This window comes from Flavobacterium sp. N1736 (assembly GCF_025947065.1).
Taxonomy (GTDB): Bacteria; Bacteroidota; Bacteroidia; order Flavobacteriales; family Flavobacteriaceae; genus Flavobacterium.
The window spans coordinates 4,222,684-4,243,224 of record NZ_CP109994.1; the positions used below are offsets into that span (position 1 = coordinate 4,222,684).

A 20,541-nucleotide genomic window follows, 5' to 3' on the forward strand; every position below is an offset into this window, starting at 1 on the left:
TTTGCATGAACGGAACCAGAAAAGTCGATGCATATTGTTATGCATTATGTCCAGGCGGGTCGCTTCCTGGAATATCAGAAGGCAGCACTGGAAATTGCAACTATCCTTTTCCCTTTCCTCCAGGACCTGGAATAGAATAATATAAAAAAATAAAATATGTTAAAGAAAATTTTAAACCTAGAAAGCGCTCAAAAAATAACCAAAATGGAGCAAAAAACAATGCAGGGAGGAATTCCAGAATGTTGGGTTTATGCAATCGAAGCGGGATGTGTATTAATATCAATTGGTGAAACGTGTCCTTTCGATACGAAATTTGGTTTTTGCGATACAAACCGGGTTTGCTGCTAATTTTCTTAAACTTAAAAATAAACAAGTAATAACAATACAGCCTTATTAGAATTTAGTCATGTTTTTTTTAATTTGTAGGCGCTCGATCGTGGAACATTGAGCAAATATCCCCACATTGATGATTGGTGTCGGGATTCTCAGGAAAGGTGGTCACTGAGTTGGTTTTAATTGGTTAGGGCTAACCAGTGCCATATCCTAGAGAAATTGTATTACTAAATTTTACACTTTTTTAGATATTAAACAGAGAGAAATTATTCTCTCTGTTTTTTTTAGAACAATATTGACAGTTGTCTGAATTATATTAATAAAAAAGAGGCAGAAACTTCAACTGTCTTAAAATGATTGAAGTGCTAATCAAAAACCATAAAACAATTAAAAATGAAAGACCTGAAAAATTTAAAAGGAATTGATGTTTTAAGTAAAAATGAGCAAAAAAGTATAATAGGAGGAGGTGGTCCCATAGCCTGTTATTGTCCTGATGGAACTTTTGCCGGTATAGCTACTGACGGTGAAGGATGTGGTGGTATTATTGATCACAATTGCCCGTTGGACTCATAAAAGATTTAGGATTTTCTGATTTCTTAGAAAAGTTAAAAATGAAAGCTTTGTTATTTATTTAGCAAAGCTTTCATTCATTATTTGAGTATTGTAAATACAGTTAAAGATTTTTCTTAGGTTTGATTTTTAAAATATATTTAAAAATTTTCTTAAATTTATGATTTACAACGTATTATGTTTAAATATTGGCTTTTATTTAATCAAAATAAGATTTTACATATTTAAACAACTCTTTTCTTTTTTAAGAATTTTTGTATAATATTGCTATTAAATAAACCCAATTAAGAATTGAAAAAATTCACCAATTACAAACAGGCAGATTATAAAGATTGCGGCCCTACGTGTTTAAAAATAATTGCTAAACATTATGGCAAGACAATCCATATTCAAGAGTTGCGGGATAACAGCGAAACAACTCGTGAAGGAAGTAATTTGCTTTTTTTGAGCGATGCCGCAGAGAAAATTGGTTTTAGAACTTTAGGCGTAAAATTAAACGTAAAAAGGTTAGAAGAAGCTCCATTGCCTTGTATTCTGCACTGGAATAAAAATCATTATGTTGTTCTTTATAAAATCAAAAAAGGGAAATATTACATTTCTGATCCGGGTTTTGGTTTGATTGAATATAATGAAGAGGATTTTCTTAAATTCTGGATAGGAAATAATGCCGATGAACTGACTCAGGAAGGAATCGCATTACTGGTTGAAGCAACGCCTAAATTTTTTCAGTCAGAATTTGACAGAGAAGAAAACAAAGGCCTTGGATTTGGATTATTATCACAATACGTTTTGCGATATAAATCATTCCTAATGCAGTTAAGCATCGGTTTATTAGCAAGTAGTTTATTGCAGCTGATTTTTCCGTTTTTAACCCAAAGTATTGTCGATATTGGAATACAAAATCAAAATATCCATTTTATATATTTGATTCTTTTTGCACAATTATTTCTTTTTGCCGGAAGAACAGGTTTAGAATTAATCAGAAGCTGGATATTATTGCATCTTTCAACCCGAATAAATATCTCTTTAATATCAGACTTCTTCATTAAATTGATGAATCTACCAATTTCGTTTTTTGATGTTCGAATGACAGGCGATATCATGCAGCGTATTAATGATCATAGACGAATTGAACGAATTTTAACCACATCATCATTAAATGTATTGTTCTCTGTAATAAATATGTTTGTTATGGGTGGCGTTTTGGCTTATTTTAATCTTCAGATTTTCTTTGTGTTTTTTGCCGGAAGTATTCTTTATTTTGGGTGGATTACTTTATTCTTAAAAAGAAGGGAAATTTTAGATTACAAACGTTTTGCCGAAGTTTCTCAGGAACAAAGTAAAGTGATGGAACTTATAAATGGTATGCAGGAAATCAAACTGCATAATGCCGAAAAACAAAAGCGCTGGGGATGGGAATATGTACAGGCAAGACTTTTCAGGGTTTCAATAAAGGGATTGATTTTAGAACAAACTCAAACCATCGGATCTTCGGTAATTAATGAATTGAAGAATATTTTTATCATATTTTTTTCTGCAAAATTAGTTATAGATGGTTCAATTACCCTTGGTATGATGCTGGCGATAAGTTCTATAGTTGGAAGTTTAAACGGACCAATTACACAACTTATCGAATTTGTGAGAGAACTTCAGGATGCTAAAATTTCATTGGCAAGGTTATCTGAAATTCACGAAAAAGAAGATGAAACCCAACAAGAAGCACACCAAACCAACGAAGTTCCATTTAACGGAGATATCGATATAAAAAGTATTTCGTATCGTTATTTAGGATCAGATATTCCCGTTCTCGAAAATCTGAGTTTAATTATTCCGGCGAATAAAGTGACCGCAATAGTCGGCGTTAGCGGAAGCGGAAAAACAACACTCATGAAATTATTGCTTAAATTTTATGAACCCAATACTGGAGAAATTAATATTGGAAATACACAATTGAAAAATATTTCCCAAAAAGCCTGGCGTTCTTACATTGGAGCCGTTATGCAGGAAGGTTTTATTTTTAGTGATACAATTGCCAATAATATTGCTATTGGAGTTGATAAAGTCGATAAAGACCGTTTGGTTTATGCAGCCGATGTTGCAAATATAAAAGAATACGTAAGCAGTTTGCCGCTTGGCTATAATACAAAAATTGGTTCAGAAGGATTAGGAATGAGCACAGGGCAAAAACAACGATTATTGATTGCCAGAGCAGTTTATAAAAATCCTGAAATCTTGTTTTTTGATGAAGCTACTTCAGCCTTAGATGCAAATAATGAAAGAGAAATCATGAGAAAACTCGATATTTTCTTCAAAGAAAAAACCGTCGTTGTTATCGCACACCGTTTAAGTACGGTAATGAACGCAGATCAGATTGTGGTTTTGGATAAAGGGAAAATTATCGAAATTGGATCTCATTCGGCTTTAGTAGAACAAAAAGGAAATTATTTTGAGTTAGTTCGAAATCAATTACAATTAGGAAATTAATCATGGCAGAAGATACATTTGAATTAAGAAGTGAAGAAGTTCAGGACATTCTCACCAAAGTACCACATTGGATGATACGCTGGGGAACCGTTTTGATATTCGTTATACTTTTCATGCTGTTTTTTGTATCCTGGTTTATTAAATATCCCGATGTTGTAAATACTGAAATTGTAATTACAACCAATATTCCGCCAGAAAAAATAGTATCTAAGACATCAGGACGTATTGAAGCGATTTTGGTTAAGGATAAATCAATAATACAGAAAAATACAACGCTCGCTATTATTGAAAACACAGCTAATTACAAAGATGTTTTTTTATTAAAAAAAATAATTGACGGTTATAACGTAAATGATTCAAAGAAAGATTTCCCGTTTCATTTACTAAAAAACACGCAGCTAGGAGAAATCGAAAGTGCTTATGCCGTTTTTCAAAAAGATTATCAGGCACAGGAATTAAATGAAAATCTGCATCCGTATGAAGTCGAAAACCGAGCGCAGATTTCAGAAAAGATTCAGATAAGAGAAAGATTAGATATACTGCAACAGCAAAAAGTAATAAACGAAAGCGAATTACAGCTTCAAAAAAATGAGATTGCCCGTTTTGAAACCTTATTTAATAAAGGGATTATTTCGGCTCAGGAAATGGAAGCTAAAAAACTAGGATATCTTCAGGCTCAGAAGAGTTATAAAAGCCTTTTGTCGTCTATTTCTCAATTGAGGTCATCTTTAATAGATAATACAAAATCAAGTCAGAATTCTCACATAAACAGCACGAAAGAAGAAGTTAATCTGGAGCGAGGTATGGCGCAATCTTTTTACCAGCTTAAAAAAGTGATAAAAGACTGGGAACTTAATTATACCTTGAAATCATCTGTTAGCGGTGTTGTAACTTTTTTACAGGTTTGGACAGAAAATCAAACCATAACTGCCGGAGATAATGTGTTTTCGATAATTCCTGATACAAAAAATGGTTTTGTTGGCAAAGTAAAAGCGCCTGCATTAAATTCAGGAAAAATAAAAGTAGGTCAAAAGGTAAATATAAGGCTGTCAAATTTTCCGGATAGAGAATTTGGTGTATTATATGGCAGAATTCAGAATATTTCTTTAGTTCCGGATAAGGATGGAAATATATTATTGGATGTTGCTCTTCCAAACGGATTACAAACATCGTATAAAAAACAGATCTTGTTTCAACAGGAAATGAAAGGAAATGCAGAAATTGTAACCGAAGATTTACGTTTATTAGAAAGAATTCTGTATCAGTTTAAGAGTATTTTTGAGCAGGTTTAAGACTCTAATATAATAGATACTTTACATCTTCAAATAAAAATCCTTTGTAAGTTCAATATATTCAGGAGTATAAACATGTCTTTCGATTTCGATAATTAACTCATCGATTTCAATTTCAGGACTTTCATTTCGGCTAAAAGCCAATAAACTGCGCTTGATTTCAGATGTTGGAGTTCCTTTTACACGCGTAATTTTAGTTGGATATAATTCCCATTCTTTTGCTAGAGATATAAATTTCTGTTCTTCTTTATAAGGAAGAATAATGGAAAATATTCCATTTTCCGAAAGCAATAAATCAGCAGCTTCAACTAATTCTTCAAAAGGCATTGCATCCTGAAAGCGTGCTAAATCACGTTGTTCGTTTTCAGTTTTATAATCCTCTGCATAGAACGGTGGATTCGAAACAATCAGGTCATATTCGTCTTCCGGTTCTTCAATAAATTCATCTAAGCCGGCATGAAAACAAAATAATCGATCACCCCAAGGAGAATTCTCGAAATTGTCAACCGCTTGTTCGTACGCATCTTCGTCAATTTCAAGAGCATCAATTTGTTCAGCATGAGTTCGCTGAGCAAGCATCAAAGCAATAATTCCGGTTCCCGCACCAATATCTAAAACACTAAACGGATTATGATGAATTGGAGCCCAAGAACCCAATAAAACACCATCAGTTCCTACTTTCATAGCGGTTTTATCTTGTTGAACAGAAAATTGTTTAAATTGAAACATCAGATTTAAATTATAAGATTAACGAATGCTGATTTTTCTTTGATAACGAAGTGTGAAATTTTTATTTTCGGTTAAACAAATGACCGATTAAACAAATCAACTTTTAAAGATACATTTCAACAAGCCCTTCAGGCAAATTCATGATAACTTTCTTATTCTCACGATCAATTTTTACAAGGAAATGATCGATCATCGGAATTAGCATTTCGACTTCGCCATTTATAACTTCAAAAAGAGGCTGAGCGGTAGTATCGTTAACGGCAACAATTTTTCCAAAAACACCTAAACGCTGGTCTTCAATTTCGAAACCGATAACTTCGTGGAAGTAAAATTTGTTACCGGAAAGTTTTGGCAACATATTTAAAGGAAGATAAATTGCATTACCCATAATGGCGTCTGCTTCTTCTTCTGTGTTCATGTCTTCAAAACGAATTCTAAGAAAATCATTTTTATGCAATGAACTTTTTTCAATAAAAAAAGGAACCAGGTGTTTGTTGCATTCAACAAACACTGATTCCAGGTTTTCGTATAACTCAGGTTCGTCCGTGTCTAAATAAGCCAGAACTTCACCTTTGAAACTAAATTTTTTAGCGATTTTACCTAAATAAAAACATTCTTCTTTACGCATTCTCGCTAGCTAAAATTATGCTTCAGTTGTTTCGTTATTTTCTTCAGCAGCAGGAGCTTCTTCAGTAGCAGCTTCCGCTTCAACTTCAGCAACTTCTTCTTCAACTGCAGGAGTTGCAGCAGCGATAGCATCAGCTTCAGCCTGAGCTGCAGCAGCTAAACGTTTAGCATTAACTTCTTGTTCTGCTTTAAAAGCTTTAGCTTTAGCATCAGCTTGCGCTTTTGTTAAACCGTCTTTTTTAGCATCAACTTTTCCAGCTTTAGCATCTAACCAATCAGCTAATTTTGCATCAGCTTGTTCTTGAGTTAAAGCACCTTTACGAATACCTCCATCAAGGTGGTGTTTCAATAAAGCACCTTTGTAAGAAAGAATTGCTCTTGCAGTATCAGTTGGTTGTGCACCATTGTGTAACCATTTAACTGCACTATCAAGGTTTAAGTCGATAGTTGCCGGGTTAGTGTTTGGATTGTAAGTACCGATTTTTTCTAAGTATTTACCATCTCTTTTTGAGCGTGCATCTGCAGCTACAACCCAGTAAAAAGGTTTTCCTTTTTTACCGTGTCTTTGTAATCTAATTTTTACTGACATAATCGTATGATTAAATTTTGAGGTACTCGACCTCTGTTAATTAAGGGCGCAAAGATATAATTTTTTTCTGAATTGTTTATTTAAATGCTTATTAAATAGTTTGTGTGTCATTTTTTGTTCCTGCAAGTAGTCTTTTTTTTATTTAAAATTCATTTATTTCTTCGAAATGCAATATTTTTGCCTGGAATTCTAGTTCTAAAATACACAATATGAAAAAATGGTTCTCTCTGATAATGATTGTTTTTTTACTTTCGTCTTGCGCCGAAGATATAAAATTCAATAATCCGGCATTTCAAACGTTAAAAGACAATGTTTTTTGGAGAGCTCAAAGTTACAAAGCGAATATTACGACTACAGGCAATTTGGTTATCGAAGGCTCTTTAGGATTCGAAAAAATAGTTTTGCAAACCGCTTATCCATCAAAACAAACCTTTACTCTTGGTCAAAATAATATTTCAAAAGCAACTTATTCTAATTCCTTACCAGCAGAAACAGAAGAATTTACCACCGGCACAAACATTGGTAACGGACAAATTGTGATCACAGATTATAATACTGATACGCATACCGTATCAGGAACATTTAAATTTACAGCAATAAATAGCGACGAAGAAAATACAGAAAAAACACAAATGAAATTTTCTGAAGGAGTATTTTATAAAGTCCCGGTTTCTCCTGCTTCAAATTTTATTACGAATTAACATTTGCCAATAATTGATTCATTTTCCTGAATTCTGCTTTTTTAAATCAAAATAAAAACATAAATAAACTAATATATAGTAGATTAGAGAAAAATAAGAGTACATTTGCTACATTATTATAAATAAGTACATATGAACATTTTTGTTGGAAGCCTTCCATTCAGTATTGAGGAAGCAGATTTAAGAGAGTCTTTCGAGGCTTACGGAGCAGTAGATTCAGTTAAAATTATTACAGATAAATTTACTGGAAGAAGCAAAGGTTTTGGTTTCGTAGAGATGCCAAACGATGCGGAAGCTCAAAAAGCAATTGATGAATTGAACGGAGCTACTGTTCAAGGTCGTGCAATTGTAGTTAATAAATCTGAACCGAAACCTGAAGGTGAAAGAAGAAGCTTCAACAATAACAGCCGTGGTGGAGATTCACGCGGAGGTTATGGTGGAGGAAACAGCCGTGGTGGAAATGACCGTGGTGGTAACAGAGGAGGATATTAATATTTTTTTCTAAATATATAAAAGGGATCAACGAAAGTTGATCCCTTTTTTTATGCAGTAAAATTTGTTTAAAATTTGTTTAAAATTGTTTCAGGTTTCAAGTTTCAGGTTGCGTAACTTGAAACTTGAAACAAATAAAACTTGAAACAATATTATAAGTTTTCTACAAGCCAATCTCCAACTTCGCTGGTTTTGTATGCTTTAGTTCCTTTTGCGGCTAAATCTTCTGTAACAATTCCTTGTTCTAGTGATTTGTTTACAACTGCTCTAATCGCTTCGGCTTCGTCTTTAAGTCCAAAAGCATCTTCGAACATCATGGCTGCAGATAAAATAGTCGCTAACGGATTTGCAATATTTAATCCTGTTGCTTGCGGGTAAGATCCATGAATTGGTTCGTATAATGAAGTATGCTCTCCAACAGAAGCTGATGGCATTAATCCCATAGAACCTGAAATTACAGAAGCTTCATCTGTTAAGATATCTCCAAATAAATTTTCAGTGATTAATACATCGTAAGAGTTTGGCCATTGAACCAAACGCATAGCCACAGCATCAACAAATTCGTATGAAACAGTAACTTCAGGATAATCTTTTTCCATTGCTTGAACTGTTTCTCTCCATAAACGTGAAGTTTCCAAAACGTTTGCTTTATCAACACAACATAATTTTTTGCTTCGTGTCATGGCTAATTCGAAACCTTTTTTAGCCAAACGCTGCACTTCAGCTCTGGTGTAAACACAATTATCAAAAGCAGTTTCTCCGCCGTCTCTTCTTCCTTTTTCTCCAAAGTAGATTCCGCCTGTTAGCTCTCTTAGGAAAACCAAATCAGTTCCTTCGATTCTTTCTCTTTTTAAAGGAGAATTATCAATTAAAGATGGGAAAGTAAAAGTAGGACGAACATTCGCAAATAAACCTAATTTTTTACGCATCAATAATAAACCTTGTTCAGGGCGAACTGGTGCGCTTGGATCGTTATCATATTTTGGGTGACCAATTGCTCCAAATAAAACGGCATCTGCTTTCATACAAACTTCGTGTGTTTCATCAGGATAAGGAACTCCCACAGCATCAATTGCCGCAGCTCCGGTTAAAGCCGGTGTCCATGTTATTTCGTGATTGAATTTTTTTGCAATAGCATCAGATACTTTTACAGCTTCATTAATTACCTCAGGACCAATTCCGTCTCCTGCTAAAAGGGCTATGTTTAATTTCATTTTTTAAAGTTTCTAAGATTCTGAGTTTCTAAGATTCTAAGTTTTTTTCTTAGCTGGTCAGAATTTTAATTTATAATTGTTTTTAGGTTTTTGTGTTCTAAGGTTTTGAAGTTGCTTAGATTCTAAGTTTTTTATCTCAGAACCTTAGAATCTCAGCAACTTAGAGTCTTACGTAATTACATTAAGCATTTTTTGAGTTGCGATAATCGCGGCAACTGTTTGATCAGAGTCCAATCCTCTTGTTTTAAATTCTTTTCCGCTATCATTTACCCAAGTGATAATAGTTTCGCATAAAGCATCTGAACTACTTCCTGGCGGAATTCGAACAGCGTAATCTGTCAACTTTGGCAAAGTCATTTTTTTGCTTTTGTAGATCTTGGTAAGTGCATTCATGAAAGCGTCAAATTGTCCATCGCCTTGAGCATGTTCTTCAATGATTTCTCCGTCAAGGTTTAAACTTAATGTTGTTGATGGACGTGTTCCTTTGGAATGAATTAATATATAGGATTCAATTGTAATTTTATCCTGATAAGTATGACTGTCCAAAACATCGGAAATAATGTATGGAAGATCTTCTTTAGTAACAGTTTCTTTTTTGTCGCCAAGTTCAATAATTCTTTGAGTAACCAATTTCAAATCTTCCTGATTCAATTTTAAACCTAATTCCTGAAGATTTTTTTCGATATTGGCTTTTCCCGACGTTTTTCCTAAAGCATATTTTCGTTTTCTCCCAAAGCGCTCCGGAAGCAAATCATTAAAATATAAATTGTTTTTGTTGTCACCGTCGGCGTGGATTCCGGCAGTTTGAGTAAAAACATTATCGCCAACAATAGGTTTGTTTGCGGGAATTCTGTATCCGGTAAAAGTTTCTACTAATTTACTTACCGTGTATAAAGAAGTTTCTTTTATGTTGATGCTAACTTCCGGCAAATAATCATTTATCACCGCTACAGTGCTTTCAAGGGGAGCATTTCCTGCGCGTTCTCCCATTCCGTTTACGGTAACGTGAAGTCCGTTTATGCCTGCTTTTATAGCTTCCATAACATTGGCAACACTTAAATCGTAATCGTTATGTGCATGAAAATCAAAATGAATTTGAGGATATTTTGCTCTGATTTTTGAAAGAAATTCGAAAGTCAATGATGGAATTAAAACCCCTAAAGTATCCGGTAATAAAATTCTTTTAACTGGTTGCATTGAAAGGAAATCTAAAAACTGAAAAACATATTCAGGAGAATTTCGCATTCCGTTGCTCCAATCTTCTAAGTAAACATTGGTTTCAATATTATTTTCTTTCGCTAAAGCGATGATTTGTGCGATTTCAGAAAAGTGTTGTTCAGGAGTTTTTTTTAATTGATGTGTTAAGTGATTCATTGAGCCTTTGGTCAACAAATTCTGCACTTTTGCTCCGGCTTTTTTCATCCATTCGATGGAAACGCCACCGTCTACAAACGAAAGAACCTCGATTCTGTTAATATATCCTCGCTCTTCTGCCCAGGATGTAATGCCTTTTACGGCTTGAAATTCGCCTTCACTCACACGAGCCGAAGCGATTTCAATTCTATCAATATTTAATTCCTCCAACAATAATTGCGCAATGGTTAGTTTTTCTGCAGCAGAAAATGATACTCCCGAGGTTTGTTCACCATCACGGAGCGTCGTGTCCATTATTTCAATTTTTCTTTTTTCCATATTGATATTCTAATTTCTAATGGGTTGGATATTATTGATCCATATTTTAATTTTGACGCTGATTTTACGGATTCGCTTTGCGAAGACGCTGATAAAAACGGATTCTTTTTAGTATTCAGTAAAATGAAAATCCGCGTTAATCCGTGTTTTTGCGATAGCAAATCTGTTTTATCCCCGTTCTATGTCTGCCTTGATTAAATTTAGAAAAACCCGACACGTTTCAAAAACCTGTCGGGTCTAATAGATTGAACAAGATTTTTCTTAGTAAGGAAGTTTATCGGCAAAAGTCACAATATCTTCTTTAATATTTTGTAGATAATCAATGTCATCAAAGCCATTAATCATATTGTTCTTTTTGTATCCGTTAATAGCAAAAGATTCCTGTTGACCAGTTGCCAACAAAGTAATCGTTTGGTTTGGCAAGTTAATTTCTAATTGCGTATTAGGATCAGCTTCAATTGCTTTAAAAATAATATCAGCAAATTCAGGGCTTACCTGAACTGGTAAAACACCAATATTTAAACAGTTTCCTTTAAAGATATCTGCAAAGAAACTAGAAACTACAGCTCTAAAGCCATAATCGTAAACTGCCCACGCAGCGTGCTCTCTTGAAGATCCTGAACCAAAGTTTTTTCCTCCAACAAGAATTTTTCCGCTATAAGTTGAATCGTTCAAAACGAAATCAGCTTTTGGAGAATCATCTCCGTTATATCTCCAGTCTCTAAAAAGATTGTCTCCAAAACCTTCACGTTTTGTAGCTTTCAGGAAACGAGCCGGAATAATTTGATCTGTATCTACGTTCTCAATTGGCAGCGGCACTGCACTGCTGGTAAGTATATTAAATTTATCGTATGCCATTTTAATTTTAGATTTTTGGATTTTAGATTTTAGATTTTTCTCGCTGAGATGAATTTCTAAACGCTAAAATTTTGTATTAATAATGTAAAAGAATTTTATGAAGGTTTGTATTTTAAAGTGTCATAAGCTATTCGCAAAGTGAAAATCTAAAATATAAACTCTTCAATCTAAAATAACTCCCTCGGATCTGTTAGTTTTCCTGTTACAGCAGCAGCAGCAGCCATAATTGGGCTTGCTAATAATGTTCTTGAACCAGGACCTTGGCGACCTTCAAAGTTTCGGTTTGAAGTACTTACCGCATATTTTCCGGCAGGAACTTTATCATCATTCATTGCTAAACATGCTGAACAACCCGGCTGACGTAATACAAAACCAGCTTCTGTTAGAATATCTAAAATACCTTCTTCTTTAATCTGAGCTTCAACAACGTGAGAACCCGGAACTAACCAAGCGGTAACATTATCTGCTTTTTTTCTTCCTTTTACAATTTCGGCGAAAGCCCTAAAATCTTCAATACGTCCGTTTGTACAACTTCCCAAGAAAACATAATCAATTGGTTTTCCAATCATGACATCATCTTCGTGGAAGCCCATGTAAGCAAGCGATTTTTTATACGTTTCCTCACCACCTTCAACTTGGTTGGCATTCGGAATATGTTTTGTGATACCAATTCCCATTCCCGGGTTTGTACCATAAGTAATCATTGGTTCAATATCTGAAGCTTTGATGTTTAATTCAGCATCAAAAACAGCATCAGCATCAGTTTTTAAAGTTTTCCAGTATTCAACTGCTTTTGTCCATGCTTCTCCTTTTGGAGCAAATAATCTTCCTTCAAGGAAATCAAAAGTAGTCTGGTCAGGAGCGATCATTCCGCCACGAGCACCCATTTCGATACTTAGGTTACAAACAGTCATACGACCTTCCATAGTCATATTTTCGAAAACATCTCCGGCGTATTCAACAAAATAACCTGTTCCTCCAGAAGTAGTCAATTGAGCAATAATATAAAGAGCAACGTCTTTTGGACCAACACCTTTGCTTAATTGACCGTTTACGTTAATACGCATTTTCTTTGGTTTTGGCTGCATAATACATTGTGTAGAAAGCACCATTTCAACCTCAGAAGTTCCGATACCAAAAGCAATAGCTCCAAAAGCACCGTGAGTAGACGTGTGAGAATCTCCACAAACAATAGTGGCACCTGGCAAAGTAATTCCGTTTTCAGGACCAACTACGTGTACAATTCCATTTTTAATGTGACCTAATCCCCAGTGCGAAATTCCGTATTCGGCAGCGTTATCTTCAAGCGCTTTAAGCTGATTGGCAGATAAAGCATCTTCAACTGGTAAATGTTGGTTTATGGTTGGTGTATTGTGATCTGCAGTTGCAAAAGTACGTTCCGGGTATAAAACGGTAACGTTTCTTGCTTTTAATCCTAGAAAAGCAACAGGACTCGTAACTTCATGAATGAAATGGCGGTCAATAAAAAACACATCTGGTCCATCTTCAATTTTACGCACTACATGTGAATCCCATACTTTGTCAAATAATGTCTTACTCATTTTTTATTTTTTTTAATTGTAATTTCTATAATCACAGCAATTACTGATAATAGCAAAACAAAAGTAAAAAAAGATACAAAGTGGTCAATTTCAATATTTCATTATATACGATACCCAAACTAAAATACAAATTGCGATTGGCATTTATACATTCAAATTTTATCCAAAAATGAGAAGAAAATTGATTTTATCTTTATTTTTTTGCTTCAATTATTTTTTGTTAATTTTTATTTTAATAGTTTGCAAAACTATCTCAAAATCACTATAAAATATAGTATTTTGATTAGAAAAATGTAACAAATTAAATAAAAATAGTAATAATTGTCAGTTTTGATTTGGTTTTTGAATCTCTGCTTTTACGAATTTTGATAGCTTTAAAAGCCAATTTAGAAGGATTTTTTAAATTTTAAAATTCACTGAAATACTACGACATCCAAGAAGTATATTTTTATGAAATTTTATGATTTTTAATGTAAAAACAGATTAGCTGATGAGGTTAATTTCAAAGACTAATTGAGTGAATTTTTAAACTCTAAAGGAGTTAAATTGGTTTTCTTTTTGAATAGTTTGCTAAACGACTGAGGATATTCAAAACCCAATTGATACGCTATTTCTGCTACCGAAAGATTGGTGCTAATAAGAAAATCTTTTGATTTTTCGATTAGTTTAGAGTGAATATGCTGTTGAGCATTTTGTCCGGTTAAATTTCTGAGCATGTCGCTCAGGTAATGAGTTGAAACGTTAATTTGCGAAGCAAGAAAATCTACTGTTGGTAATCCTCTTTTTAGCGTTTCGGCATTGTTTAGATAATTGTCAAGTGTTTCTTCGACCTTGAGTAATAAATCGTGGCTGATTGTTTTTCTTGTAATGAATTGGCGTTTGTAAAAACGATTACTGTAATTAAGCAAAACATCGATATAAGAAACAATTACATCCTGGCTCATTTCGTCTATTGCGGTATGAAGCTCATTATCAATACTTGTTAATAATCCTGTAATAGTTGTTTTTTCGCGATCAGAAAGATGCAGAGCTTCATTGGTATCGTAAGAGAAGAAACCGTATTTTTTGATGGTTTTCCCTAACGGATAATTTCTAATAAAGTCAGGATGAAAAAGCAGCGTATAGCCAAAATATTCAACTCCTTCCTGATTATCGGTAAAAATCAATTGATTGGGAGAAGTAAACATTAATCCGCCTTCATTAAAATCATAATAACCCTGACCGTAGCCCATTTTTCCGTTAGTAGAATATTTATAAGATATCTTGTAGAAATCGAGCAGGAAATGGTTATTAGTTAAATCAGCATTGATAACCAATTTGGTATTATCAACCAAAGTTATCATAGGATGAAGCGGTTTTGGCAGCTCAAATAAACTATGAAATTGAGAAATAGAGGAAATTCTTGTCGGATTATTGTTTTTCTTTTCCATAATATAAATGTATAAAAATTTCAAAAACGAATACCGTTCAGATTATCAAATCTGAACGGTATCAGTATTAATTATGCTCCCAAAAATTGTTTGCCAAATGCAACGCGAAAAACTTCGTCTCCTTGTTCCAGTCTTTGTTTGTAAAGTGCTTTTGCATCTTCTCCGGCAACATATCTAAGTTTGGTTTTCCCGTCTGTTGCAGCTTCATAAACTACATCTGCAATTTGTTCAGGAGTTGAGGCCATTTCAAACATAGCATCAGCACTTGCAAACAAGCTTTTTGTCATTGCTTCATATTCAGGTTTAGTTCCTGAATCAAGTGAGCCGTGCATGAATTCTGTTTTGATACCGCCCGGAGAAACCGTTTTAATATTGATTCCAAACGTATTTAACTCATACGCCATGCTTTCACTCCAACCTTCCAAACCCCATTTTGTTGCGTGATACACAGATCCTAACGGAAAAGCAATCAAGCCGCCAATAGAAGTAGTTGAAATGAACAATCCACTTTTTCTTTCTCTGAAATACGGAATAAAAGCATTCGTAACACGAATTACTCCCAATAAATTAGTGTTAAGCTGTTTCGTGATTTGATCATCATTAAAGCTTTCCAAAGGGCCAATCAAACCATAACCGGCATTGTTAAAAACGACATCAATATCGCTTAATTCAAGTGCTTTTTGAACCGTGCTTTGTATTTGGTCATAATTTGTAACGTCTAATGGTAATAGGGTTACATTGTTTAAGTTAGAAAGTTCAGTTTCCTTTTCAGGATTTCTCATTGTTGCGATAACATTCCATCCTTTTTGTTGAAATAATTTTGCTGTAGCTTTTCCCAATCCTGAAGAAGCACCTGTAATAAAAATAGTTTTCATAATAGTTGTTTTAAATTGATAAGGCAAAGTTCAGGATAGAGTCAAGTTTAAAAGTGCTCATTTTGGTGCAATGAGTATCCAAAATGAATAATCGAAGTTTTAGGATCAAAATATGTTGGTTGGAATTATTTTCAACACATAGAAACATAGATTTATTACTTAAAAAAAGGCGTTTCACTTATTTAAAACATCCCTAAGCTTCGGGACTAGGTGTGAAAATCTTGATTTTTTTAAGCCTCTCTTTTTATCAAACTAAAATCTATGTTTCTATGTGGTTATTTTTTTTGCGATCTGCATTCATAGAGTTTTAATTAATGCTTTTGTTAACAACTTTCGCTTCGTTATTTCTCTAAAAAAAGCGTAAATTTGAACTTCTTCCAATATATATATTGAGATTTTTTATACCCCATACAATCAAGTATTTATGAGGTGTAACACTTGGAATTTGGAATTTAATTTTGCTATTTAACTCTATGTATTTAATATTCGATACCGAAACAACCGGATTACCAAAACGCTGGGATGCTCCAATTACCGATTCTGATAACTGGCCTCGCTGTATTCAGATCGCCTGGCAGCTTCATGACGAAATGGGGCAACTGATCGAACATCAGGATTATTTGGTTAAACCTGACGGATTTAATATTCCGTATGATGCAGAACGTATTCACGGAATTTCGACTGAATTGGCTGAAGCCGATGGAATCACGCTGGCTGAAGTTTTGGAGAAATTCAATATTGCTTTAAGTAAAACCAAATTTATTGTAGGTCAGAATTTAGGTTTCGACGTTAATATTATGGGTGCCGAATTCCATAGAATGGGCGTTGATTCTCCAATGAGTTCAATGCCGGTTTTGGATACTTGTACAGAAGTTACTGCTTCATTATTACAACTTCCCGGAGGTCGTGGAGGAAAATTCAAACTTCCAACATTAACAGAATTACACAGTTATCTTTTTGATAAACCTTTTGCAGAAGCCCACAACGCAACTGCCGACGTTGAGGCAACGACGCGTTGTTTTTTAGAGTTAATCAGGAGAGAAATTTTTACCAAAGAAGAACTCGACGTTCCTAAGGATTACTTTAAAGAATTTCAGGAAAGAAATCCACAGGAATTTCCATTAATTGGTCTAAAACACATCAATTTAAAAGCCGCTTCTGATAAAATTAGAGAGCAGCTAAAAGCTTTAGAATCGGTTGGTCAGGAAAATACAGTTTCACATTCTGACAGAGCAGATTTTAAAGCCGCAAAATATGCACATTTACACAATCATACACAATTTTCAGTTCTTCAATCGACTATAGGTATTGCAAATATTGTTGCGGCTACAGCCAAAAACGGAATGCCGGCCGTAGCAATGACAGATACCGGAAACATGATGGGCGCTTTTCACTTTGTGAGCGCCGTTATGAACCACAATAAAGCAGCATCTGCAAAAAATAAAGCTTTGGTTGAAGCTGGTGAAGAACCAACAGAAACCGAAATGAAGCCAATTGTGGGCTGCGAATTTAATGTTTGTGACAATCACCTGGATAAAACTAAAAAAGACAACGGAAATCAGGTTGTGTTATTAGCCAAAAACAAGAATGGGTATCACAATCTGGCAAAAATGTCGTCGATTGCTTTTACAGATGGATTTTATTATGTGCCGAGAATTGACCGTGCAATTGTTGAAAAATACAAAGAAGATATCATGGTTTTGTCCGGAAATTTATACGGAGAAATCCAGAGTAAAATTCTGAACGTTGGTGAAAACCAAGCCGAAGAAGCTTTGATTTGGTGGAAAGAACAATTTGGCGATGACTTTTATTTGGAAGTCATGCGCCACAATCAGGAAGATGAAAATCGCGTAAACAAAACCCTGATTGAGTTTTCTCAAAAACACAATGTTAAATTAATTGCGACCAATAATACCTATTATTTAAATAAAGAAGATGCCAATGCGCACGATATTTTATTGTGTGTAAAAGATGGTGAAAAACAAGCAACGCCAATAGGTCGTGGCCGAGGATATCGTTACGGATTACCCAATCAGGAATACTATTATAAATCATCGGAAGAGATGAAAAAACTCTTCGCCGATTTGCCGGATGCGATTATCAATATTCAGGAAATTGTCGATAAAGTTGAGATTTACTCACTTTATCGTGATGTATTGCTTCCTAAATTTGATATTCCGGAGGAATTTATAGTTCCGGAAGACGAAGCTGATGGCGGAGTTCGGGGTGAAAATAAATATTTACGTCACCTGACAATGGTAGGTGCAAAAAAGAGATATGGCGAAATTACAGAGTCTATTCAGGAACGTTTGGATTTTGAGTTATTGACAATTTCCAATTCAGGATATCCGGGTTACTTTTTGATCGTTCAGGATTTCATCGCCGAAGCCAGAAATATGGACGTTTCGGTTGGTCCGGGTCGTGGATCTGCTGCCGGATCTGCCGTTGCATATTGTTTAGGAATTACCAATATTGACCCGATTAAGTACGATTTGCTTTTTGAGCGTTTCCTGAATCCGGATCGTGTATCCATGCCCGATATTGATATTGATTTTGATGATGAAGGTCGTGGTCGTGTTATGGATTATGTAATTAATAAATACGGAAAAAATCAGGTTGCGCAAATTATTACATATGGTAAAATGGCAACCAAATCCGCGATTCGTGATACAGCGCGTGTATTGGATTTACCGTTGTTTGAAGCCGATAGAATTGCAAAACTGATTCCGGCAATGATGCCGTCAAAATGGAATTTAGCGCGTTTTATTTCTGAAAACGAAGATGAGGTTAAAAAAGCACTTCGTTCTGATGAATTTGATAATGTAAAAGAATTAATCGCCATTGCCAATGAAGATGATTTGGCGGGAGAAACCATTCAACAGGCAAAAATCCTTGAAGGATCGATGCGAAATACCGGAATTCACGCCTGCGGTGTAATTATTACGCCATCGGATATTACGAATTTCGTTCCTGTTACCACAGCAAAAGATTCTGATTTATATGTAACCCAGTTTGATAACTCGGTTGCAGAAAGTGCAGGATTGCTAAAAATGGACTTCTTGGGTCTAAAGACCCTTACGCTGATAAAAGATACTGTAAAACTGGTAAAATACAGAACAAATATTGACTTAGATCCTGATACTTTCCCGATTGATGATATTGAAACGTATGCACTTTTCCAAAGAGGAGAAACGGTTGGAATCTTCCAATACGAGTCACCGGGAATGCAGAAATACATGAAAGATCTGAAACCAACGGTTTTTGGAGATTTAATTGCCATGAACGCCCTTTATCGTCCGGGACCTTTAGAATATATCCCTTCTTTTGTTCGAAGAAAAAACGGCGAAGAAGAAATCAAATACGATTTAGATGCCTGTGAAGAATATTTAGGAGAGACTTACGGAATTACAGTTTATCAGGAGCAGGTGATGCTTTTGTCGCAATCGCTGGCTGACTTTACAAAAGGTGAGGCTGACGTTTTGCGTAAAGCGATGGGTAAAAAACAAAAAGACGTTCTGGATAAAATGAAACCTAAATTTGTGGAACAAGCCGCAAAAAAAGGTCATGATGCCAAAATTCTGGAGAAAATCTGGAAAGACTGGGAAGCATTTGCAAGTTACGCCTTCAACAAATCGCACTCGACTTGTTATGCCTGGATTGCGTACCAAACGGCTTATTTAAAAGCACATTATCCTGCAGAATATATGGCAGCGGTTCTTTCGAATAATATGAATGATATTAAACAAGTATCATTTTTCATGGAAGAATGTAAGCGTATGGGGCTTGAAGTTTTAGGACCGGATGTGAATGAGTCGTACTATAAATTTACGGTAAACGATAATTATGCTGTTCGTTTTGGAATGGGCGCTATTAAAGGTGTAGGTTCCGGAGCTGTAAATACAATTGTAGAATGCAGAAAAGACGGAAGATATAAATCAATTTTTGATTTGGCGAAACGTATTGATTTGCGTGCAGCTAATAAAAAAGCAATCGAAAACCTGGCGCTGGCGGGAGGGTTTGATTCATTTGAAGGAACTACAAGAGCACAATATTTTCATGATGATGGCGACGGAATTACGTTTTATGAAAAAGCAATGCGTTACGGATCGAAGTTTCAGGAAAATGAAAATTCATCGCAGGTAAGTTTGTTTGGAGAAACCAGCGAAGTGCAAATTGCTGAGCCGATTGTGCCTCCGTGCGAAGACTGGAGTACAATGGAAAAGCTTGCCAAAGAGAAGGAAGTAGTTGGAATTTATCTTTCCGGACATCCGCTTGACGATTTTAGGTTTGAGATGAAATACTTCTGCAATGCACGATTGGAAGCGCTAAAAAGCATGAATGAATATGTGGGTAAAAACCTGACTTTTGCCGGAATTATTAATAATGTACAGCATCGTGTTGCCAAAAACGGAAAAGGCTGGGCAGTATTTAATTTAGAAGGATATGATGAAAGTTTCGAATTTAAAATTTTTGGAGAAGAATACTTAAAGTTCCGCCATTTCCTGATTCAGAACAATTTTGCCTTCCTTAAAATCCTTATAAAAGACGGTTGGGTAAATCATGATACAGGTAAAAAATCAGATCCAAGAATGCAGTTTGTTGAGGTAAAACAATTGCAGGACGTTTTAGAAACCTTTGCAAAAAAGTTAATCGTTTTATTAAACATTAAAGATCTCCAAGCAGAGTTTATTCATAAATTAAGTCATTTATTTAATGATAATAGAGGAGATAATTCTGTGACTTTTGAAATCATGGAATTAGAAAAAATAAAACGTTTGGTTGAGGTTGAAACGACCAATGAGTTTGAAGAAACTGAAGATGCTGTTTTTGTTGATGAAGAGGAAAATGACGATAACGAAGCTGCTCTTGGTGAAACTAAAATGCAGGAAGTCAAAGAGATTGAAGAAATAAAGGTGGTAACCAAATTAACGATGCCAAGCAGAAGGTTAAAAGTCAAAATTTCAACTGAGTTATTACAGGAATTAGAAAAAATGCAGGTTAATTTTAAGCTGAACTAAATTTTAACAGTTAAAATTTAAAAGAATGCATTTTTTTTAAGTTAAAAATATGCATGCATAATACTTTTTTAGTAA

General features: G+C 34.7%; 16 protein-coding genes. 7 read left to right on the forward strand and 9 right to left on the reverse strand.

The genetic code is table 11. The annotated features are described in order from the left end of the window. Positions 1-156 precede the first annotated feature (156 nt). The 4 genes from OLM54_RS17885 to OLM54_RS17900 all read left to right on the forward strand — a co-directional run bounded on the left by OLM54_RS17885 (position 157) and on the right by OLM54_RS17900 (position 4,679). Positions 157-348 carry a hypothetical protein gene (locus tag OLM54_RS17885; protein WP_264535919.1) on the forward strand — a complete coding sequence of 64 codons (192 nt, stop codon included), beginning with the start codon at positions 157-159 and terminating at the stop codon, positions 346-348. A gap of 378 nt (positions 349-726) precedes the next feature. Then, positions 727-906, forward strand: coding sequence for a hypothetical protein (locus OLM54_RS17890; RefSeq protein WP_264535920.1), 180 nt, complete (start codon positions 727-729; stop codon positions 904-906). A gap of 288 nt (positions 907-1,194) precedes the next feature. Next, positions 1,195-3,387: a peptidase domain-containing ABC transporter gene (locus tag OLM54_RS17895; RefSeq protein WP_264535921.1), complete on the forward strand. Its 2,193-nt coding sequence runs from the start codon at positions 1,195-1,197 to the stop codon at positions 3,385-3,387. Between the two features lie 2 nt (positions 3,388-3,389). Continuing rightward, complete coding sequence (locus OLM54_RS17900; RefSeq protein WP_264535922.1) at positions 3,390-4,679, forward strand: HlyD family secretion protein; 1,290 nt, start codon at positions 3,390-3,392, stop codon at positions 4,677-4,679. A gap of 21 nt (positions 4,680-4,700) precedes the next feature. Here OLM54_RS17900 and OLM54_RS17905 read toward each other — a convergent pair whose 3' ends face one another. The 3 genes from OLM54_RS17905 to OLM54_RS17915 form a co-directional block, all read right to left on the reverse strand. After that, positions 4,701-5,408 carry a tRNA1(Val) (adenine(37)-N6)-methyltransferase gene (locus OLM54_RS17905; protein WP_264535923.1) on the reverse strand — a complete coding sequence of 236 codons (708 nt, stop codon included), beginning with the start codon at positions 5,406-5,408 and terminating at the stop codon, positions 4,701-4,703. Between the two features lie 103 nt (positions 5,409-5,511). Beyond that, complete coding sequence (rimM, locus tag OLM54_RS17910) at positions 5,512-6,036, reverse strand: ribosome maturation factor RimM (RefSeq protein ID WP_264535924.1); 525 nt, start codon at positions 6,034-6,036, stop codon at positions 5,512-5,514. A gap of 15 nt (positions 6,037-6,051) precedes the next feature. After that, positions 6,052-6,624, reverse strand: coding sequence for a 30S ribosomal protein S16 (locus OLM54_RS17915; RefSeq protein ID WP_264535925.1), 573 nt, complete (start codon positions 6,622-6,624; stop codon positions 6,052-6,054). A 209-nt stretch (positions 6,625-6,833) separates the two neighbouring features. Between OLM54_RS17915 and OLM54_RS17920 the strand changes: the two genes are divergently transcribed. Together OLM54_RS17920 and OLM54_RS17925 are read left to right on the forward strand one after the other, a co-directional pair. After that, positions 6,834-7,325: a DUF6252 family protein gene (locus OLM54_RS17920; RefSeq protein ID WP_264535926.1), complete on the forward strand. Its 492-nt coding sequence runs from the start codon at positions 6,834-6,836 to the stop codon at positions 7,323-7,325. 132 nt (positions 7,326-7,457) lie between these two features. Continuing rightward, positions 7,458-7,817, forward strand: a complete 360-nt coding sequence (locus tag OLM54_RS17925; protein WP_026982652.1) for an RNA recognition motif domain-containing protein — start codon at positions 7,458-7,460, stop codon at positions 7,815-7,817. Between the two features lie 152 nt (positions 7,818-7,969). Here OLM54_RS17925 and leuB read toward each other — a convergent pair whose 3' ends face one another. The 6 genes from leuB to OLM54_RS17955 form a co-directional block, all read right to left on the reverse strand. After that, a complete protein-coding gene (leuB, locus tag OLM54_RS17930) occupies positions 7,970-9,031 on the reverse strand; it encodes a 3-isopropylmalate dehydrogenase (protein ID WP_264535927.1) in 1,062 nt (353 codons plus the stop codon). A 168-nt stretch (positions 9,032-9,199) separates the two neighbouring features. After that, positions 9,200-10,723 carry an alpha-isopropylmalate synthase regulatory domain-containing protein gene (locus tag OLM54_RS17935; protein ID WP_264535928.1) on the reverse strand — a complete coding sequence of 508 codons (1,524 nt, stop codon included), beginning with the start codon at positions 10,721-10,723 and terminating at the stop codon, positions 9,200-9,202. Between the two features lie 261 nt (positions 10,724-10,984). Further along, positions 10,985-11,581 (reverse strand): 3-isopropylmalate dehydratase small subunit, encoded by a 597-nt coding sequence (gene leuD, locus OLM54_RS17940; RefSeq protein WP_264535929.1) that lies wholly within the window; start codon positions 11,579-11,581, stop codon positions 10,985-10,987. A 167-nt stretch (positions 11,582-11,748) separates the two neighbouring features. Then, entirely contained in the window at positions 11,749-13,143 is a 1,395-nt protein-coding gene (gene leuC, locus OLM54_RS17945; protein WP_264535930.1) for a 3-isopropylmalate dehydratase large subunit, read from the reverse strand. 509 nt (positions 13,144-13,652) lie between these two features. Then, the gene (locus tag OLM54_RS17950; protein ID WP_264535931.1) at positions 13,653-14,573 is read right to left on the reverse strand and encodes a helix-turn-helix domain-containing protein; all 921 of its coding nucleotides are present in this window, start codon (positions 14,571-14,573) and stop codon (positions 13,653-13,655) included. 71 nt (positions 14,574-14,644) lie between these two features. Further along, complete coding sequence (locus OLM54_RS17955; RefSeq protein ID WP_264535932.1) at positions 14,645-15,448, reverse strand: SDR family oxidoreductase; 804 nt, start codon at positions 15,446-15,448, stop codon at positions 14,645-14,647. A gap of 473 nt (positions 15,449-15,921) precedes the next feature. On the opposite strand from OLM54_RS17955, the gene dnaE reads away from it, so the two are divergent. Beyond that, on the forward strand, positions 15,922-20,466 hold the full coding sequence (gene dnaE, locus OLM54_RS17960) for a DNA polymerase III subunit alpha (protein WP_264535933.1): 4,545 nt from the start codon (positions 15,922-15,924) through the stop codon (positions 20,464-20,466). The last annotated feature ends 75 nt before the right edge of the window (positions 20,467-20,541 follow it).

What these genes read in the sequence shown, in the direction of transcription:
- leuC (WP_264535930.1), bottom strand. Translation starts at nt 13,143, where the DNA reads ATGAGTAAGACATTATTTGACAAAGTATGGGATTCACATGTAGTGCGT.
- OLM54_RS17915 (WP_264535925.1), bottom strand. Translation starts at nt 6,624, where the DNA reads ATGTCAGTAAAAATTAGATTACAAAGACACGGTAAAAAAGGAAAACCT.
- OLM54_RS17885 (WP_264535919.1), top strand. Translation starts at nt 157, where the DNA reads ATGTTAAAGAAAATTTTAAACCTAGAAAGCGCTCAAAAAATAACCAAA.
- OLM54_RS17920 (WP_264535926.1), top strand. Translation starts at nt 6,834, where the DNA reads ATGAAAAAATGGTTCTCTCTGATAATGATTGTTTTTTTACTTTCGTCT.
- OLM54_RS17890 (WP_264535920.1), top strand. Translation starts at nt 727, where the DNA reads ATGAAAGACCTGAAAAATTTAAAAGGAATTGATGTTTTAAGTAAAAAT.
- leuD (WP_264535929.1), bottom strand. Translation starts at nt 11,581, where the DNA reads ATGGCATACGATAAATTTAATATACTTACCAGCAGTGCAGTGCCGCTG.
- OLM54_RS17935 (WP_264535928.1), bottom strand. Translation starts at nt 10,723, where the DNA reads ATGGAAAAAAGAAAAATTGAAATAATGGACACGACGCTCCGTGATGGT.
- OLM54_RS17925 (WP_026982652.1), top strand. Translation starts at nt 7,458, where the DNA reads ATGAACATTTTTGTTGGAAGCCTTCCATTCAGTATTGAGGAAGCAGAT.
- dnaE (WP_264535933.1), top strand. Translation starts at nt 15,922, where the DNA reads ATGTATTTAATATTCGATACCGAAACAACCGGATTACCAAAACGCTGG.
- OLM54_RS17905 (WP_264535923.1), bottom strand. Translation starts at nt 5,408, where the DNA reads ATGTTTCAATTTAAACAATTTTCTGTTCAACAAGATAAAACCGCTATG.
- OLM54_RS17955 (WP_264535932.1), bottom strand. Translation starts at nt 15,448, where the DNA reads ATGAAAACTATTTTTATTACAGGTGCTTCTTCAGGATTGGGAAAAGCT.
- OLM54_RS17950 (WP_264535931.1), bottom strand. Translation starts at nt 14,573, where the DNA reads ATGGAAAAGAAAAACAATAATCCGACAAGAATTTCCTCTATTTCTCAA.
- leuB (WP_264535927.1), bottom strand. Translation starts at nt 9,031, where the DNA reads ATGAAATTAAACATAGCCCTTTTAGCAGGAGACGGAATTGGTCCTGAG.
- rimM (WP_264535924.1), bottom strand. Translation starts at nt 6,036, where the DNA reads ATGCGTAAAGAAGAATGTTTTTATTTAGGTAAAATCGCTAAAAAATTT.
- OLM54_RS17900 (WP_264535922.1), top strand. Translation starts at nt 3,390, where the DNA reads ATGGCAGAAGATACATTTGAATTAAGAAGTGAAGAAGTTCAGGACATT.